Below are 16,822 nucleotides of genomic sequence, written 5' to 3'. Positions count from 1 at the left end.
GTCACGCCGCCGCGTCGTCGATCGCCACCAGCAGATCGTCGATCCGCACCATCAGCTCGCGCACCTGACGCAGCGTCGAATACTGGTGCAGCACGGAGCGCCATTGCGGCACGCCGATCAGCGCTTCCCAGATCACGCCGAGCATGCGCGGATCGGCGTCGCCGGTCCGCAGCAGCGTACTCGCATAGTCGAGGCTCGCCTGCGCGCACAGCAGCTGCATGCGGCTGGCCGCGCCGAGCAGGCGCGGCGTCACCTCCGCGCGCTCGTCGCAGCAGTACATCACTTCGCGCGGCAGCGTCGCTTCGTCGGTCGTCAGCGCACCGAGCGACGCGCCCGTCACGCGTACCGCGCCCTGCCGCGTATCGAACGAATACACGGTGCCCGCGTCGGCCTGGGCGAGCAGCCGCAACCCGCGCTGCAGTCTCGGCAGATCGGTGGTCGCCGCATCCGCGGACGCCTTCGCTTCGACGAGAAAGCACACGTTCCAGACCGGCGCCTGCGCGTCGTCGCTCGCACGTTCGAGCAATACGGCATCCCATTCCGTCTTGGCGCGATCGTGCGGACCGGGTATCGCCGACGGCACGCGCATCGAGGTCACGACGCGATAGCGCGGCGTGCCGTCGTGCGCATCGAGCCGCTGCGCAAGTGCGTCGAGCGCCTGCGCGGCCGCCGCTTCGACGGCCGCACCGCGTTGCCGCGACGTGACGCCTTGTGCCACCGCCAGCGCGCTGCCCGACTGCGGGCCGTGCCGCGCGAGTAGCGCGCGGTAGCGGCGCACGGACGGGTCGGATGCGAGCGCATCGATGCGTTGCAAGCGCGCGAGCGCCGGGCTGTCCGTCAGTTTCGCGAGTTCGCGGCTAAACACGGGATCGCTTGCGGTGTCCGGGTGCGCACGCCACCGTCGCACCGTCGCATCGAACGCGCTCCACGATGCGGAAAACGCCGCGGTATGGAGCTCCGCGAGCGCGTCGCGTTGCCATGCATGGGCACAACGTTCACGCTTCGCCGGATGCGCGAGCGTGTTGACGGTCGAGCGCAGCGCGCGCCGGTCCTGGTCGGCATGCGCGGACAACGCCGCGTAGTCGCGCACGCTGGGCGCGTCGTGACGCAGCACCGCCGCCTGAAACGCCGGGTCGCCCATGTGCGGATCGACCGCATCGCGGATCATGCGCGCGAGCGCGGCGACGAAGCGGTCCTGCAGCGCGGCTTCGGGCGCCGTGTGCGCGGCGAGCGCGAGGCGCGCCTCCTCGATCACGGTCGCGATCACGGTGGCCGCGTTCGTCGACGCGTCCAGCGACGACGAGCGCGCGAGCGGCGGCAGCCGATAGCGGCGCACGACGGTGCGCAGGATGCGATCGAGCAGCGCGGGTAGCGGAATCGGCGGCATGGCGAGGACGCGGAGCGGAAGGGGCACGCCGTCCATGATGCCGGATTGCGTTGCCGGCGTGCGTGGACGGCGGTGCGTTATGCGGTGAGCGTGACCGCGAGGCTGCCGAGTTCGCCGAAGCGGACCGTCAGCGCGTCGCCGAGCGGCACCTCGATCGCGCCCGCATACGAACCGGTCGTCACGATCTGCCCGGCGCGCAGCGGCTCGCCGCGCGACGCGGCGAAGTTGGCGAGCCAGACGAGCGGCTTCAGCGGATCGCCGTCCGGATGGCGGCCGTCGATCGTGCGGTGCAGCTCGCCTTCGAACGCAATCTCGAACGCTTCGAGCGATGCACGCAGCCCGTCGCGCACGACGGGCCCGACGCACAAGCCTTGATTGAACTGCGCATCGGCGAGCAATTCGAGCTTCGTCGCGCGTGCCGGTTCCGCATAGCGGCAGCCGAGCACTTCGAGCACGAGCCGCACTTCGCGGATCGCGTCGCGCACGTCGGCGTCGCCGTACGGCTGCGCGCGCGCCGGCAGGTCGCGATCGAGCACGAAGGCGATCTCCGGCTCGATCCGCACGCTCGGCGTGCTGGTGACGACGCGGTACGGCGCGCCGGCTTCGCGGATCGTCGACGCGAAAATCGGCGCGACGACGACGCGCTCGGGCGGCGGCAGCGCGCACTTCCATCCGCCGATCGCCTCGCCGAGCAGGTCCGCGACGCGGTGCTGGATCGCGAGCGCGGTGTCGACGTCTTCGGGACGGAAAGCATCGGGCAGCAGCGGGCCGGGCGCGCCGGCATGGCGGGCGGCGACGAGATGCTGGGCGGCGCCGTCCACGCGTTCGATAGTCGTTGTCATGTCGGTTGAGCGTAGTGAAAGGAAGCCGGCAAACGAGCCGGACGAAACGAATCATGCCGATGATAACGTTTTCGATGCGCGGGCTGCAGGGCGCGGCCGCGACCCGCGCGTCGCTTTGACGCACGCAGCGGCGCGAGCTCGATTGACCGCGCGCAACGTCGGGCGCCGCCGATCCGCGGATGATGGTCGCATGGCCGCACGAACCTCCGTGCGGCGGCAACCGGAGAGATCCGCATGTACAACACGATCATGGTCGCGTTCGACGGCAGTGCGTCGTCGAAACACGCGCTCGACGAAGCGCTGAAGATTGCGAAAACGAATGGTGCGCAAGTGGCGGTCGTTTATGTCGTCGACAGATCCGCGCTGTTCGCGTACGCGGGCCGCTTCGATCCGCAGGCGCTCGTCGACGAACTGCGCCGCGACGGGATCGACGCACTGCGCGAGGCCGAGCACGCGATCAGGCAAGCATCGGTGAACGGCGACACCGAACTCGTCGAAACCGACGGCCTCGGCGAGGATGTCGCCGCGCGGCTGCAACGCTATGCGAACGAGCACGACGTCGATCTCGCGGTGGTCGGCACGCACGGGCGGCGCGGGATTCAGCGGATGCTGCTCGGCAGCGTCGCCGAGCGCTTCGTGCGCCGCGCATGCTGCCCGGTGCTGCTGATTCGCGGCGAGCGTGCACCTGCGTCGTCCGATGCGCGCAGCGGCGCGGAAGCATGATGACCGGCCGCCCGTCGAAGATCGTCATCGCGACGCTCGCGGTGTTCGTGACGCTGCTCGGGATGATGGCCGTTGTCGTCGGGCTGCTGTTCGACGAGCCGACCGCGCTGCACGGCGGCGCGATCGCGCTGATCGTCGGCGTGTGCGGATTCGTCGTGATGCTGAACGTCGCCGACAAGCGCGACCCATGATGCGACGGCAGCACTGTCGCCGACATGCTGCCAACGGCGTACGAATCGATCAGGACATCGACATGGTTCGGCTTCCGGCGAATCGCTCGAGTCAACAATGTCGCGATTCGTATCGAGAAGCGATACGCCCGACGTCGCCGCCATGACGATGAACCGTTACGCGCAGCATGCGGCCGAAACGGCGTCCTTTACTTCGCCGTTGCGGCCTCCTTAAATGATCAAGGTCTGCCGAAAGACCGTAAAAGAACGAGATCCCCATGAGCCATTTCCTGGATAGATTGCGTTACTTCACGACGGCGCGGCCGCGCTTCTCCGACGGCCACGGTGCCGTCACCGACGAGGATCGGCAGTGGGAGGACGGCTATCGGCTGCGCTGGCAGCACGACAAGGTCGTCCGCTCGACACACGGCGTCAACTGCACCGGCTCGTGCTCGTGGAAGGTCTATGTGAAAGGCGGGATCGTCACGTGGGAAACGCAGCAGACCGACTATCCGCGCACGCGCCCCGACATGCCGAATCACGAGCCGCGCGGCTGCTCGCGCGGCGCGTCGTACTCGTGGTACCTGTACAGCGCGAACCGTCTCAAGCATCCGCTCGTGCGCAGCGCGCTCGTGAAGCTGTGGCGCGAGCGGCGCTGCACGATGGCGCCGGTCGATGCTTGGCGCTCGATCGTCGACGACGACGAAGCGCGCCGCGCGTATCAGAGCCGGCGCGGGCTCGGCGGTTTCGTGCGCGCGAGCTGGGACGAGGTCAACGAGATCGTCGCGGCGGCCAATGTCCACACTGTGGGACGTCACGGCCCCGATCGCGTCGTCGGCTTCTCGCCGATCCCGGCGATGTCGATGGTGTCGTATGCGGCCGGCTCGCGCTATCTGTCGCTGATCGGCGGCGTGTGCCTGAGCTTCTACGACTGGTACTGCGACCTTCCGCCCGCATCGCCGCAAACCTGGGGCGAGCAGACCGACGTGCCCGAATCGGCGGACTGGTACAACTCGACGTTCATCATGATGTGGGGTTCCAACGTCCCGCAGACGCGCACGCCCGACGCGCATTTCCTTGTCGAGGCGCGCTATCGCGGCACCAAGGTCGTGTCGGTGTTCCCCGACTATTCGGAGGGCGCGAAATTCGGCGACCTGTGGCTGCATCCGAAGCAGGGCACCGACGCGGCACTCGCGCTTGCGATGGGCCATGTGATCCTGAAGGAGTTTCATCTCGCGGGCCAGGCGCGCAGCGACTACTTCGTCGACTACTGCAAGCGCTACACCGACATGCCGTGCCTCGTGCGGCTCGTGCCGCACGGCGACGGCTACGTGCCCGAGCGGCTCGTGCGTGCGTCGGACTTCGACGATGCGCTCGACGAGGCCGCGCATCCGGAGTGGAAGACCGTGACGATCGACGATGCGACGGGCGAGTTCGTCGTGCCGGTCGGCTCGGTCGGCTTCCGCTGGGCGCAGCGGGGCGCCGCGGACGCCGGCAAGTGGAACCTGCGCAGCGAGACGTCGGGCGGCGCGGCGCTGTCGCCGCGGCTGTCGTGCACGACCGAGCACGACGACGTGGTGGACGTACTGTTTCCGTACTTCGGCAATCAGCCGCATGCGCACTTCAACTCGACGCAGCATCGCGCGGAACTGTCGCGCCGGATCGGCGTGCGCCGCATCGCGACGCGCAACGGCGAGATGCTCGTCGCGACCGTGTACGACCTGTTCGTCGCGAACTACGGGCTCGATCAGGGGCTCGGCGGCCGCGACGTGGCCGCGAGCTACGACGACGATCTGCCGTACACGCCCGCGTGGCAGGAAGCGATCACGGGCGTGAAGCGCGCCGACGTGATCGCGGTCGCGCGGCAGTTCGCGGAAAACGCGCACAAGACGCAGGGCAAGTCGATGGTGATCATCGGCGCGGGAATCAACCACTGGTTCCATATGGACATGTCGTACCGCGCGATCATCAACATGCTGATCATGTGCGGCTGCATCGGCAAGCCGGGCGGCGGCTGGTCGCATTACGTGGGCCAGGAGAAGCTGCGCCCGCAGACCGGCTGGACCGCGCTCGCGTTCGCGCTCGACTGGCACCGGCCGCCGCGCCACATGAACTCGACCTCGTTCTTCTACGCACACACGGACCAGTGGCGCTACGACCCGATGGACCCTGCCGCGCTGCTGTCGCCGCTCGCGGATCCGTCGCAGTTCCAGGGCGCGCCGATCGACTACAACGTGCGCGCGGAGCGGATGGGCTGGCTGCCGTCGGCGCCGCAGCTCGCGCGCAATCCGCTGCAGGTCGGCGCGCAGCTTGCGGATCCGGCGCAGGCGGGTGCGGAAGTCGCGCAGCAGCTGAAGTCGGGCACGCTGCGCATGGCCTGCGAAGACCCCGACGCGCCGGAAAACCATCCGCGCAACCTGTTCGTCTGGCGCTCGAACCTGCTCGGCTCGTCGGGCAAGGGGCACGAGTATTTCCTCAAGCATCTGCTCGGCACGACGCACGGCGTGCAGGGCGAAGATCTCGGCGCGACGGGCGGCCGGCGTCCCGACGAAGTGACGTGGCGCGACGACGCGCCGCGCGGCAAGCTCGATCTGCTCGTGACGCTCGACTTCCGGATGTCGACGACCTGCATGTATTCGGACGTCGTGCTGCCGACCGCGACGTGGTACGAGAAGGACGACATGAACACGTCCGACATGCATCCGTTCATCCATCCGCTGTCGGCGGCCGTCGATCCCGCGTGGGAAGCGAAGAGCGACTGGGAGATCTTCAAGGGCATCGCGAAGCGCTTCTCCGAACTCTGCGACGGCCATCTCGGCGTCGAGCGCGACGTCGTGCTGGCACCGATCGCGCACGACACGCCGGCCGAGCTCGCGCAGCCGTTCGACGTGCGCGACTGGAAGCGCGGCGAATGCGAGCCGGTGCCGGGCCGCACGATGCCGTCGGTGGCCGTCGTCGAGCGCGACTATCCGAACACGTACGCGCGCTTCACGTCGCTCGGCCCGCTGATGGACACGCTCGGCAACGCGGGCAAGGGAATCGGCTGGGACACGAAGGACGAAGTCGAACTGCTCGGCGAGCTGAACTATCGCGTCGAGGCGGGCGCGGCGCAGGGCCGCCCGCGCATCGACACCGCGCTCGACGCGGCCGAGGTGATTCTCGCGCTCGCGCCCGAGACGAACGGCGAAGTCGCGGTGAAGGCCTGGCGTGCGCTGTCGCGCACGACGGGCATCGATCATACGCATCTGGCCTCCGCGCGTGCGGACGAGAAGATCCGCTTCCGCGACATCCAGGCGCAGCCGCGCAAGATCATCTCGTCGCCGACGTGGAGCGGGATCGAGTCGGAACACGTGTCGTACAACGCGGGCTACGTCAACGTGCACGAGCTCGTGCCGTGGCGCACGCTGACGGGCCGCCAGCAGCTCTATCAGGATCATCCGTGGATGCGCGCGTTCGGCGAGTCGCTCTGCGTGTACAAGCCGCCGATCGACACGGGCAGCTACGCGCACATGCTGGGCAAGCGCTCGAACGGCAACCCGGAACGCGTGCTGAACTTTCTGACGCCGCACCAGAAGTGGGGCATCCACAGCACCTACACGGACAACCTGCTGATGCTGACGCTGTCGCGCGGCGGGCCGATCGTCTGGATGTCGGAGGACGACGCGAAGGCGATCGGCGTGGCCGACAACGACTGGATCGAGTGCTACAACGCGAACGGCGCGCTGTGCGCGCGCGCGGTGGTGAGCCAGCGGATTCCGGCCGGGATGGTGATGATGTATCACGCGCAGGAAAAGATCGTGAACACGCCGGGCTCCGAAATCACCGGCACGCGCGGCGGCATCCATAACTCGGTCACGCGCATCGCGCTGAAGCCGACGCACATGATCGGCGGCTATGCCCAGTTGTCGTACGGCTTCAACTACTACGGAACGGTCGGCTCGAACCGCGACGAGTTCCTGATCGTGCGCAAGATGAACCGGATCGACTGGCTCGACGGAGAAGAACACGCGGGCCACCCGACAACGCAGGCCGTACGCGAAGGAGAAGCATCATGAAGGTACGCGCACAGATCGCGATGGTGCTGAATCTCGACAAATGCATCGGCTGCCACACGTGCTCGGTGACCTGCAAGAACGTCTGGACGAGCCGCGAAGGCATGGAATACGCGTGGTTCAACAATGTCGAGACGAAGCCGGGCATCGGCTATCCGAAGGACTGGGAGAACCAGGACCGCTGGCGCGGCGGCTGGCAGCGCCGCGCGGACGGCAAGATCGAGCCGCGTCTGGGCAGCAAGTGGCGGCTGCTCGCGCAGATTTTCGCGAACCCGCATCTGCCCGAGATCGACGACTACTACGAACCGTTCACGTTCGACTATGCGCATCTGCAGGAAGCCGGCGACACGAAGGCGATGCCCGTTGCACGGCCGCGTTCGCTTGTGAGCGGCCAGCGGCTCGAGAAGATCGAGTGGGGACCGAACTGGGAAGAAATCCTCGGCGGCGAGTTCGAGAAGCGCGCGCAGGATTACAACTTCGAGGACGTGCAAAAGGAGATCTACGGGCAGTTCGAGAACACGTTCATGATGTACCTGCCGCGCTTGTGCGAGCACTGCCTGAATCCGGCGTGCGTCGCGTCGTGCCCGTCGGGCTCGATCTACAAGCGCGAGGAGGACGGCATCGTGCTGATCGACCAGGACAAGTGCCGCGGCTGGCGCATGTGCGTGTCGGGATGCCCGTACAAGAAGATCTACTACAACTGGCAAAGCGGCAAGGCCGAGAAGTGCATCTTCTGCTATCCGCGTATCGAGGCCGGGCAGCCGACCGTCTGCTCGGAAACCTGTGTCGGCCGCATCCGCTATCTCGGCGTGCTGCTGTACGACGCCGATCGCATCGGTGAGGCCGCGAGCGTCGAAAGCGACAAGGACCTGTACGAAGCGCAGTTGTCGCTGTTCCTCGATCCCGACGATCCGGCCGTGATCGCGCGGGCCGAGCGCGACGGCGTGCCGGCCGCCTGGCTCGAGGCCGCACGCCGCTCGCCGACCTACAAGATGGCGATCGACTGGAAGATCGCGTTCCCGCTGCATCCCGAATACCGGACGCTGCCGATGGTCTGGTACGTGCCGCCGCTGTCGCCGATCAACGCGGCCGCGAACAGCGGCACGCTCGGGATGAACGGCTATCTGCCCGACGTCGAATCGCTGCGCATTCCGTTGCGTTATCTCGCGAACCTGCTGACCGCCGGCGACGAAGCGCCGGTGAAGCTCGCGCTCGAACGGCTGCTCGCGATGCGCGCGTTCATGCGCGCGCGGCACGTGGACGGCATCGAGGCGCGCGGCGTGCTCGACCAGGTCGGGCTGTCGGTCGCGCAGGTCGACGAGATGTACCGCTATCTCGCCATCGCGAACTACGAGGATCGCTTCGTGATCCCGACCACGCATCGCGAATATGCGGAGAACGCGTACGACCTGCGCGCGTCGTGCGGCTTCTCGTTCGGCAACGGTTGTTCGGACGGACGTTCGTCGGCGAGCCTGTTCAGCGCGAAGAAGGAGAAGGGCACGAAGACGATTCCGATTCGCGAGGTGTCGCGATGAGCCGCGCACCCGATCCGACCTACGCGGCATTTGCGGCGCTGCTCGACTATCCGGACGACGCACTCGTCGATGCGCTCGATTCCATCGAGGCACATCTGCGCGACGGCCCGCGCACGCGCTGGCCCAAAGCGGTGCGCATGGGCCTCGAGCGGTTCTTCGCGTATCTGCGCGAACGCGATCTGCTGACGCTGCAGGAGAACTACGTCGCGCTGTTCGACCGCGGCCGCGCGACCTCGCTGCATCTGTTCGAGCACGTGCACGGCGAATCGCGCGATCGCGGCCAGGCGATGGTCGATCTGCTGCAGATGTACGAGCGGCACGGGCTGTATCTGAAGCCCGGCGAACTGCCGGACTATCTGCCGGTGTTCCTCGAATATCTGTCGCGGCTGCCGGCGCCCGACGCGCGCGATCTGCTCGGCGAGACCGGTGACATCCTGCGCGCGCTCGCGGCGCAGCTCGCGCAGCGCCGCAGTCATTACAGCTTCGTCGTCGGCGCGCTGCTGCCGATGGCCGGGCTCGCACCGGCCGATGCGCCGACGTCGGCGGACGACGACGCGGCCGCCGAGCATCCCGACTATCGCGCGCTCGACGCCGCGTATGCGGACGAAGCCGTGCGTTTCGTCGGCGCGGCGACGCCGACGGAGCAAACCGTGCAATTCCACGACCGGCGGCCCGCGCGTCGCGCGTGAGTGCCGCGTCTTACTGGGGAAAGCGATGAACGATTACCTGCATACGTTCCTGTTCGGGATCTACCCGTATCTCTGTCTCGCGGTGCTGCTGCTCGGCAGCCTGATCCGCTTCGACCGCGAGCAGTACACGTGGAAAAGCGACTCGTCGCAGCTGCTGCGGCACGGCGCGCTGCGGCTCGGCAGCAACCTGTTTCACTGGGGCGTGCTCGTCGTCGTGATCGGGCACTTCGCAGGGTTTCTCGCGCCGCACTGGCTTGTGTCGCCGTTTCTGTCGGCGTCGGGCCACCAGCTCGTCGCGATGGTGGCGGGAGGCGCGGCCGGCCTCGTGTCGATCGTCGGGCTGACGATCCTGATCTGGCGGCGGCTCGGCGACGTGCGGATCCGTCGCAGCAGCCGGCAGTCCGACGTCGCGATCGTGCTGATGCTGTGGCTGCAGCTCGCGCTTGGGCTCGGCACCGTCGTGCTGTCGACGCGCCACATGGACGGCGCGATGTTCGAGCAACTGACCGACTACGTGAAAGGCGTCGTGACGTTTCGGCCGGACGTCGCGAGCCTCCTCGTCGGCGTGCCGCTCACGTACCGGCTGCATATCCTGCTCGGCTTCACGATCTTCCTCGTCTCGCCGTTCACGCGGATGGTCCATATCTGGAGCGGCATCGCGTCGGTCGCTTATCTGGTCCGCCCGTATCAGCTCGTGCGCAAGCGCTGAGGAGATCGCATGAACGACGTTCTCTCCGAAGCCGCGACGCCGTCGCTCGTCGTCAACGGCATCGCGATCGGCGACGACGCGATCGCGGCCGAAGCCGAGCATCACGGCGATGCGCGCGACGCGCTCGATGCGGCGCGGCATGCGCTCGCCGTGCGCGAATTGCTGCGCCAGCGTGCGGTGTCGCTCGCATTGCTCGACGAAGGCGCGCCGCTCGACGACGCGGCGCTCGACGCGCTGCTCGCGCGCGAGCTGACGCACGTGCCGGAACCCGACCGCGCCGATTGCGAGCGCTATTACGCGCAGCATCCGGCGCGCTTCCGGCGCAACGACATCGTCTACGCGAGTCACGTGCTGTTCGCGGTGACCGACCGCGTGCCGCTCGCGCCGCTGCGGCAGCGCGCCGAGCGTGCGCTCGCCGACGTGGTGGCCGCGCCCGATACGTTCGATGCGGTGGCGCGTGCGTCGTCGAACTGTCCGTCGGCGCAGCTCGGCGGCAGCCTCGGTCAATTGCTGCGCGGCGATACCGTGCCCGAATTCGAAGCCGCGCTGTTCGATACCGACGGCCTCGGCGTGCTGCCGAAACTCGTCAACACGCGCTTCGGCTTTCATATCGTGCGGATCGACCGCCGCGTACCGGGCGACACGGTGCCGTTCGACGCAGTCGCCGCGCAGATTGCCGCGCATTTGACCGCGCGCGTGCGCCAGCGCGCAATGCGGCAATACGTGGCGATTCTCGCGGGCGGCGCGCGCATCGAAGGCGTGCGCTTCGACGGCGCAAACGGGCCGCTCGTCCAATGACACGGGATTTTTCTGATATGGCAATTCGACAACAACAGCGTCCGGTGCCGCCCGCGGGCGCGCCGGCGATTCCGCTGCGCGCATGGTCGGTGCTGGCCGGCAGCACGCTCGCGTTCATCGTGTGTTTCGTCGTGTGGATGATGTTCGGCGTGCTCGGCGTGCAGCTGCGCACGGAGCTCGGGCTGAACAGCACGGAATTCGGCCTGCTGACCTCGACGCCGGTGCTGACCGGCGCGCTGATGCGGCTGCCGCTCGGCACGTGGACCGACCGCTTCGGCGGCCGGATCGTGATGACGGCGCTGCTCGTCGTGTGCGCCGTGCCGGTCTATCTCGTGAGCTACGCGAATGCGCTGTGGCAGTTTCTCGTGATCGGCTTGTTTCTCGGCTGCGTCGGCGCATCGTTCGCGGTCGGCACGCCGTATGTCGCGCGTTTCTTTCCGCCCGAGCGGCGCGGGCTCGCGATGGGCGTGTTCGGCGCGGGCACCTGCGGCGCGGCCGTGAACCTGTTCGTCACGCCGCTGCTGCTGTCCGCATACGGCTGGCGCACGGTGCCGCGCGTCTACGCGGTCGCGCTGCTCGTCACGGCCGTGATCTTCTGGCTGATGTCCGCGCGCGATCCGGGCGCGGGCAAGGCGGCCGGATCGTGGGTCGATTCGTTCAAGGTGCTGCGCGATCCGCGCGTGTGGCGGCTCTGCCAGTACTACTCGATCACGTTCGGCGGCTTTACCGCGCTGTCGCTGTGGATTCCGCAGTACTTGAAGGCCGAATACGGGATGTCGCTCGTGATGGCGTCCGCGTTCGCGGCCGGCTTCTCGCTGCCGGGCTCGGTGCTGCGCGCGCTCGGCGGCGCGCTCGCCGACCGCTTCGGCGCGCATGCCGTCACCTGGTGGGGGCTGTGGGTCGCGTGGATCTGCCTCTTCCTGCTGTCGTATCCGGCTACCGACTTCGTGATTCATACGATCGACGGCACGGCGGCGATCAACGTGTCGATGCCGGTCGCCGGCTTCGTCGCGCTGACGTTCGTGCTCGGCGCGGTGTTCGCGCTCGGGATGGCGTCGACCTTCAAGTACGTCGCCGACGACTTCCCGGACAACATGGGCGTCGTGACCGGCATCGTCGGGCTGGCGGGCGGGCTCGGCGGGTTTCTGCTGCCGATCCTGTTCGGGCTGCTGCTCGATCTGCTGCGCGTGCGCACGACCTGCTTCATGCTGCTGTACGGCGTCGTGTGGGTGTCGCTGATCCTGATCTATCTGTCCGAAGTGCGGCGCACGCCGGTCACGGGCTGAGGCGGTCGCCGCCTACGACGACGCGCTGCCGGCAGCGCACGGCAGCGCGCGCCGGATCGCGGGCGGCGCCGTGCGGCAAGCGTTTTCTGCCGCGCGCAGTTCTGTCAAACTGGCGCCCATGAAACCGCGCGTTACGCTCCTGTCTTCCTCCGATCCTGTCCCTGCGCCCGCAGGGTTTCCCGATGCCGACGAACTCGCCGCGCTGCGCGCGTGGTATGCGGGGATGCCCGTGCGCGATGCGGTCGAGCGCTATCTGCCCGACCGCCTCGGCAACGGCCGCTCGGCGCGCGGCGTGATCGGCGGCATTCGCCGACGGCTCGTGCGCATCGCGCGCGAGGTCGGCCGCCCCGATCTCGCGACGTGTCTTGCGCATCCCGACGGTGAGCGTTTACGGGAAGCGAAGGCCGCAACCGACGCGATCGGCGTGCTGCGGCATGCGCGCGCGCCGGTGCCGCAGATCGGCGACGCGATCGATGCGTGGCTGCCCGCGCGCGCGGTCGCCGCGCTGCGCGCGCACGGGATCGCGACGCTTGCCGATCTGACCGTGCGGATTCCGCGCCGGCGTCAGTGGTGGAAGGCGATCGCGGGCCTCGGCCTTGCCGGTGCGCGGCGCATCGAGGCGTTCTTCGCCGCGCATCCGGCGCTGACCGAGCGTGCGCGCGCGCTGATTGCCGCGACGCCGCGCGGCACGATCGTCCCGTGGGAGCAACTGAAGCTGCCGCACGAAGTCGACGGATCGGCCGGCACGTTCCGCGCACCGCGCGCGACCTGCACCCTCGACGCCGACAACGATTACGCGGCCGTGCATGCGTGGCTGTCGCTGCACGAGTCGGCCGCGACGCGGCGCGCATACCGGAAGGAAGCGGAGCGGCTGATCCTGTGGGCAATCGTCGAGCGCGGCCGTGCGCTGTCGTCGCTGACGACCGAAGACGCGCTCGCGTATCGCACGTTCCTGCGGCGGCCGACGCCGCACGAGCGCTGGATCGGGCCCGTGCGGCCACGCGGCGCGCCGGACTGGCGGCCGTTTTCCGGCGCGCTGTCGGCGCGCTCGGCCGCGTATGCGCTCTCGGTGCTCGGCGCGATGTTCCGCTGGCTGATCGAGCAGCGCTACGTGCTCGCGAATCCGTTCGCCGGCGTGAAGGTGCGCGACACGCGCGGCGCGAGCGCGCTCGATACGTCGCACGCGTTTACCGAAGGCGAATGGCTGCTGGTGCGGACGATCGCCGACGGACTCGAGTTCCGCAAGACCGACGTGCCGGCCGCCGCATGGACGCCGGCGGCCGCGCAGCGGCTGCGCTTCATCCTTGATTTCGGCTATGCGACCGGGCTGCGCGCGAGCGAACTGGTCGGCGCGACGCTCGGCGACATCGACACCGATGCGCACGGCGACGCGTGGCTGAAAGTCGTCGGCAAAGGCAGCAAGGCGGCGCGCGTCGCGCTGCCGCCGCTCGCGCGGACGGCGCTCGATCGCTATCTGGTCGCACGCCGATTACCGGTCACGCCGGTTCGCTGGCGGCCCGACACGCCGCTGATTCCGCGGCTCACCGAGGACGGCGCGGCGCCGATCACGAGCGTGCGGCTGTGGAAGGTGATGCAGCGCTTCTTCGTGCAGACGGCCGATCTCATCGAAGCGGACAATCCGGCGCTCGCACAGAAGCTGCGGCAGGCGAGCCCGCACTGGATGCGCCACACGCATGCGACGCATGCGCTCGCGCGCGGCGCGGAACTGACGACCGTGCGCGACAACCTGCGCCACGCGTCGATCTCGACGACGTCGATCTATCTGCACGGCGACGACGTAAAGCGTGCGCGGCAGATGGCCAGTGCGTTCGCGGCGGACAAGTGAGCATCGGGCGCGCCCGTTTTTCGGGCGGCGGCGTGCAGCGCGGGGGACGCTCGATGGGGGCGGGCGACGCGGCGGCTCGTCGGCGCTCGGCCGATGCCGCGGTGAAACGCCGTCTCGACGATCCGGACCCGGTACCTTGCCCATTTTATGGGCGCGCCGTGCAAACCCAGGCGGGACAAGGGAGAGCGCCGGTTTTCCACATGGTTGTCCAGTGAAACTGTGGATAGCACGACGGCGTGCGGCGCCCGCCCGATCGCCGATCCTTGCGTGCGATGAAACTCGGGCGGGCGCATCGCTGTCGATCCGGGCGTATGCTGTCCGTTTGATGCGCAGCCCTGTCGCGCAACCTGCTGGAGCACATGAATGGAGCTATCCGAACGCCTGCGCCCGGTGCGGTTCGCCGGGCTTGCCGCGCGCGCGCTCGTCGCGCTCTGCTGTATCGCCTCGAGCGCCCTGTCGTTCGGCGCCGACGGCGCCGCCGCGCTGCTCGAGCGCTATCGCAGCCTCGGCGATCAACTGAAGAACAACCCGTTCCACCGCCCGCTGTACCTTGAATCCTCGGAAGCGGCATCGACGCTGAAGGGCGACATCTACGCGGTGGTCGACTATCCGTTCCAGGTGGTGAACGGCAAGCTCAACGATCCCGCGCAGGGCCCGGCGAACTGGTGTGCGGTGCTGATCCTGCATCTGAACACGAAGTATTGCCATGCGTCGTCCGGCGGCAACGGCGCGGTGCTCGACGTGAATATCGGACGCAAGACCGAGCAGAAACTGTCGGACACGTACCGGCTGCAGTTTCGCTATCGCGTCGCGGCCGCGACACCCGATTATTTCCAGGTCGACCTGACTGCCGACAGCGGGCCGATGAGCACGAAGGATTACCGGATCGCGCTGGAAGCGGTGCCGCTCGGCGAGTCGCGCACGTTTTTGCATCTGACGTATTCGTACGGCTTCGGCACGGTCGGCCGGCTCGCGATGAAGACGTACCTGTCGACGATCGGCAGCGACAAGGTCGGCTTCACGACCGTCGCCGATGCGTCGGGCGGCAAGCCGCACTATGTCGGCGGCGTGCGCGGGCTGCTCGAGCGCAACACGATGCGCTACTACCTCGCGATCGACGCGTATCTCGCGACGCTCGACAAGCCGCTCGACCAGCGTCTCGTGCGCTGGTTCGACGCGACCGAGCAGTATCCGCGGCAACTGCACGAGGTCGATCGCAGCGACTATCTGCAGATGAAGGCGCAGGAAGTGCAGCGGCAGCAGACGGCGCGGTAGCGGGCAACCGCGCGCCGCGCCGCGCATGCCCTGCACGCGGGTTCGACGCACGACACGCAGCGCGCGGCGCCGCGAACGGCACGCGACCGTCAGCGCGGCCGCAGCCGCTCGACCATCTCCTGAATCACGATGTGCCGGATCGCGCGCAGCAGATGCATCTCGCCGCCGAGCGTCGCGGTCAGCTCGGGGCGCGCATCGCGCATCGCATCGTTCTCGCGCGCGACTTCGGCGAGCAGCGCGTCCGCGCGCGCCGGTATCTGCGCGACGAGCGTGTCGAGATGGCGCTGCGCGGTCGCACGCGTGAGGCCCAGCGCCGCGCCGGCCCGTTCGAGCACGTCGCGCGTGAAATCCGCATAGCGCTGCACGCCCGCGACCGGCCGTGTGAATTCCGTCAGATCGGGCCAGCGGCCGCGCGCACTGTACGCGGCGGTTTCGTAGACGCTGTCGCACAGCAGATCGTAGTGCGGTGCGAGTGTGAGCCCGCTGTCGCCGACGATGAAGCTGAGATTCTTCAGATGCGAATCGCCGTTGCCGACGATCACGCAGAACACGAGCCAGCGAAAGATCCGCAGCCGCACCGGCGCCGGCGCGCGGCACGCGTTCGCGAGTGCGGCCAGCGCGTCGAGCGACCAGCCCGTGTACTTCATCGTCGCGGGCAGGTTCAGCACCTGGCAGCCGTCGATCGCGTGGCGCCGTTCGACGCCCGCGTCGGTGTCGACGCGATCGAAACGACGGATCACGTAGACCGGCGCAGGCACGTAGCGGCGCTCGACGTCGGGCACGTCGAGGCCGACGCGGCGCGCGAGCGTCATCACGAACCATTCGTTGACGACCGAATGCGGATAGTCGTGCGCGTGCGGATGATTGGGCTTCAGGATATGCGTCGAGACCGCCTGCCCGCTCGGCTCGAACAGACGGCCGTCGCGCAGCACGACCGGCAGCTTGTGCTGCGCGCCGGCGAGCGACATCTTCTTCGGCGCGTCGTGCGTGAGCGGCACGGCAGGTAGCGCGCGGATGCGCGCGTCGAGCGCGGCCGCGTCGAGCGGGCGCAGCGTCGTGTCGTCGTCCGCCGCGTCGTCGGGCAGGCGCAGCGTGACCGAGCCGGCCGATTCGCGCCCGTAATGCTCGAGCAGTGCGAACGCATCGCCGATGTCGGGCAGCCCCGCGTCGCGCGCAAGCAGCGCACGCACGGCCTCCTCGGGCAGCAGATTGTCGAAGTACCACTGGACGGGACGCGTCGTCGCGCCGTCGCGCAGCATGTCGGCCTGCAGCGGCAGGTGCGGACTCAGTGCGAAGCGCGCCGGATGCGCGAGCCACGACGGCGCGTATTCGAACGCCCACAGGTTGCGGTTTTCGTGCAGCGTGCCGATCGGCTCGGCGCCGATCGCTGCGATCAGCGCGCGTTCAGTCATGCGAGGCCTCGCCGTCGTTCGTGCGCGTGGCGGCGGGCGGCGCTTCGCCGGCCTCGGCGAGCACGCGGCGCGCGATGTCGAGCGCGCGCGACGCGCCG

General features: G+C 68.5%; 13 protein-coding genes. 10 read left to right on the top strand and 3 right to left on the bottom strand.

Features of this window, described 5'->3' with window-relative positions; all coding sequences use genetic code 11:
* Window position 1: 1 nt before the first annotated feature.
* Complete coding sequence (locus tag HMPREF3115_RS03610; RefSeq protein WP_070553454.1) at window positions 2–1,387, bottom strand: 3-deoxy-D-arabino-heptulosonate 7-phosphate synthase; 1,386 nt, start codon at window positions 1,385–1,387, stop codon at window positions 2–4.
* Between the two features lie 77 nt (window positions 1,388–1,464).
* Window positions 1,465–2,229 (bottom strand): 2-keto-4-pentenoate hydratase, encoded by a 765-nt coding sequence (locus HMPREF3115_RS03605; protein ID WP_059940576.1) that lies wholly within the window; start codon window positions 2,227–2,229, stop codon window positions 1,465–1,467.
* Window positions 2,230–2,463: 234 nt separating this feature from the next.
* Between HMPREF3115_RS03605 and HMPREF3115_RS03600 the strand changes: the two genes are divergently transcribed.
* The 10 genes from HMPREF3115_RS03600 (at window position 2,464) to HMPREF3115_RS03555 (ending at window position 15,312) form a co-directional block, all read left to right on the top strand.
* Window positions 2,464–2,952 carry a universal stress protein gene (locus HMPREF3115_RS03600; protein ID WP_070553453.1) on the top strand — a complete coding sequence of 163 codons (489 nt, stop codon included), beginning with the start codon at window positions 2,464–2,466 and terminating at the stop codon, window positions 2,950–2,952.
* Complete coding sequence (locus tag HMPREF3115_RS03595) at window positions 2,952–3,143, top strand: DUF2964 family protein (RefSeq protein WP_070553458.1); 192 nt, start codon at window positions 2,952–2,954, stop codon at window positions 3,141–3,143. Before HMPREF3115_RS03600 ends, HMPREF3115_RS03595 begins: the two co-directional genes overlap by 1 nt.
* A 257-nt stretch (window positions 3,144–3,400) precedes the next feature.
* Complete coding sequence (locus tag HMPREF3115_RS03590) at window positions 3,401–7,177, top strand: nitrate reductase subunit alpha (protein ID WP_070553452.1); 3,777 nt, start codon at window positions 3,401–3,403, stop codon at window positions 7,175–7,177.
* Window positions 7,174–8,709, top strand: a complete 1,536-nt coding sequence (gene narH, locus HMPREF3115_RS03585) for a nitrate reductase subunit beta (protein WP_070553451.1) — start codon at window positions 7,174–7,176, stop codon at window positions 8,707–8,709. The genes HMPREF3115_RS03590 and narH overlap by 4 nt, the downstream gene beginning before the upstream one ends.
* On the top strand, window positions 8,706–9,398 hold the full coding sequence (gene narJ, locus HMPREF3115_RS03580) for a nitrate reductase molybdenum cofactor assembly chaperone (RefSeq protein ID WP_070553450.1): 693 nt from the start codon (window positions 8,706–8,708) through the stop codon (window positions 9,396–9,398). Before narH ends, narJ begins: the two co-directional genes overlap by 4 nt.
* A gap of 25 nt (window positions 9,399–9,423) precedes the next feature.
* The gene (gene narI, locus HMPREF3115_RS03575; RefSeq protein WP_006407349.1) at window positions 9,424–10,107 is read left to right on the top strand and encodes a respiratory nitrate reductase subunit gamma; all 684 of its coding nucleotides are present in this window, start codon (window positions 9,424–9,426) and stop codon (window positions 10,105–10,107) included.
* A 9-nt stretch (window positions 10,108–10,116) separates the two neighbouring features.
* A complete protein-coding gene (locus HMPREF3115_RS03570) occupies window positions 10,117–10,905 on the top strand; it encodes a peptidylprolyl isomerase (RefSeq protein WP_070553449.1) in 789 nt (262 codons plus the stop codon).
* Between the two features lie 17 nt (window positions 10,906–10,922).
* Window positions 10,923–12,191, top strand: coding sequence for an MFS transporter (locus tag HMPREF3115_RS03565; protein ID WP_070553448.1), 1,269 nt, complete (start codon window positions 10,923–10,925; stop codon window positions 12,189–12,191).
* Window positions 12,192–12,309: 118 nt separating this feature from the next.
* Window positions 12,310–14,037, top strand: coding sequence for a site-specific integrase (locus HMPREF3115_RS03560; protein WP_006407352.1), 1,728 nt, complete (start codon window positions 12,310–12,312; stop codon window positions 14,035–14,037).
* A gap of 363 nt (window positions 14,038–14,400) precedes the next feature.
* Window positions 14,401–15,312 carry a hypothetical protein gene (locus HMPREF3115_RS03555; protein WP_006407353.1) on the top strand — a complete coding sequence of 304 codons (912 nt, stop codon included), beginning with the start codon at window positions 14,401–14,403 and terminating at the stop codon, window positions 15,310–15,312.
* An 89-nt stretch (window positions 15,313–15,401) separates the two neighbouring features.
* On the opposite strand, the gene HMPREF3115_RS03550 is transcribed toward HMPREF3115_RS03555, so the two are convergent.
* Window positions 15,402–16,724 carry a HipA domain-containing protein gene (locus HMPREF3115_RS03550; RefSeq protein WP_070553447.1) on the bottom strand — a complete coding sequence of 441 codons (1,323 nt, stop codon included), beginning with the start codon at window positions 16,722–16,724 and terminating at the stop codon, window positions 15,402–15,404.
* Between the last annotated feature and the right edge of the window lie 98 nt (window positions 16,725–16,822).

It is taken from the genome of Burkholderia sp. HMSC10F09 (genome assembly GCF_001806955.1).
GTDB lineage: Bacteria > Pseudomonadota > Gammaproteobacteria > Burkholderiales > Burkholderiaceae > Burkholderia > Burkholderia multivorans.
Note: the sequence above shows the minus strand (reverse complement) of the source record. Positions and strands in the feature narration are given on the sequence as shown.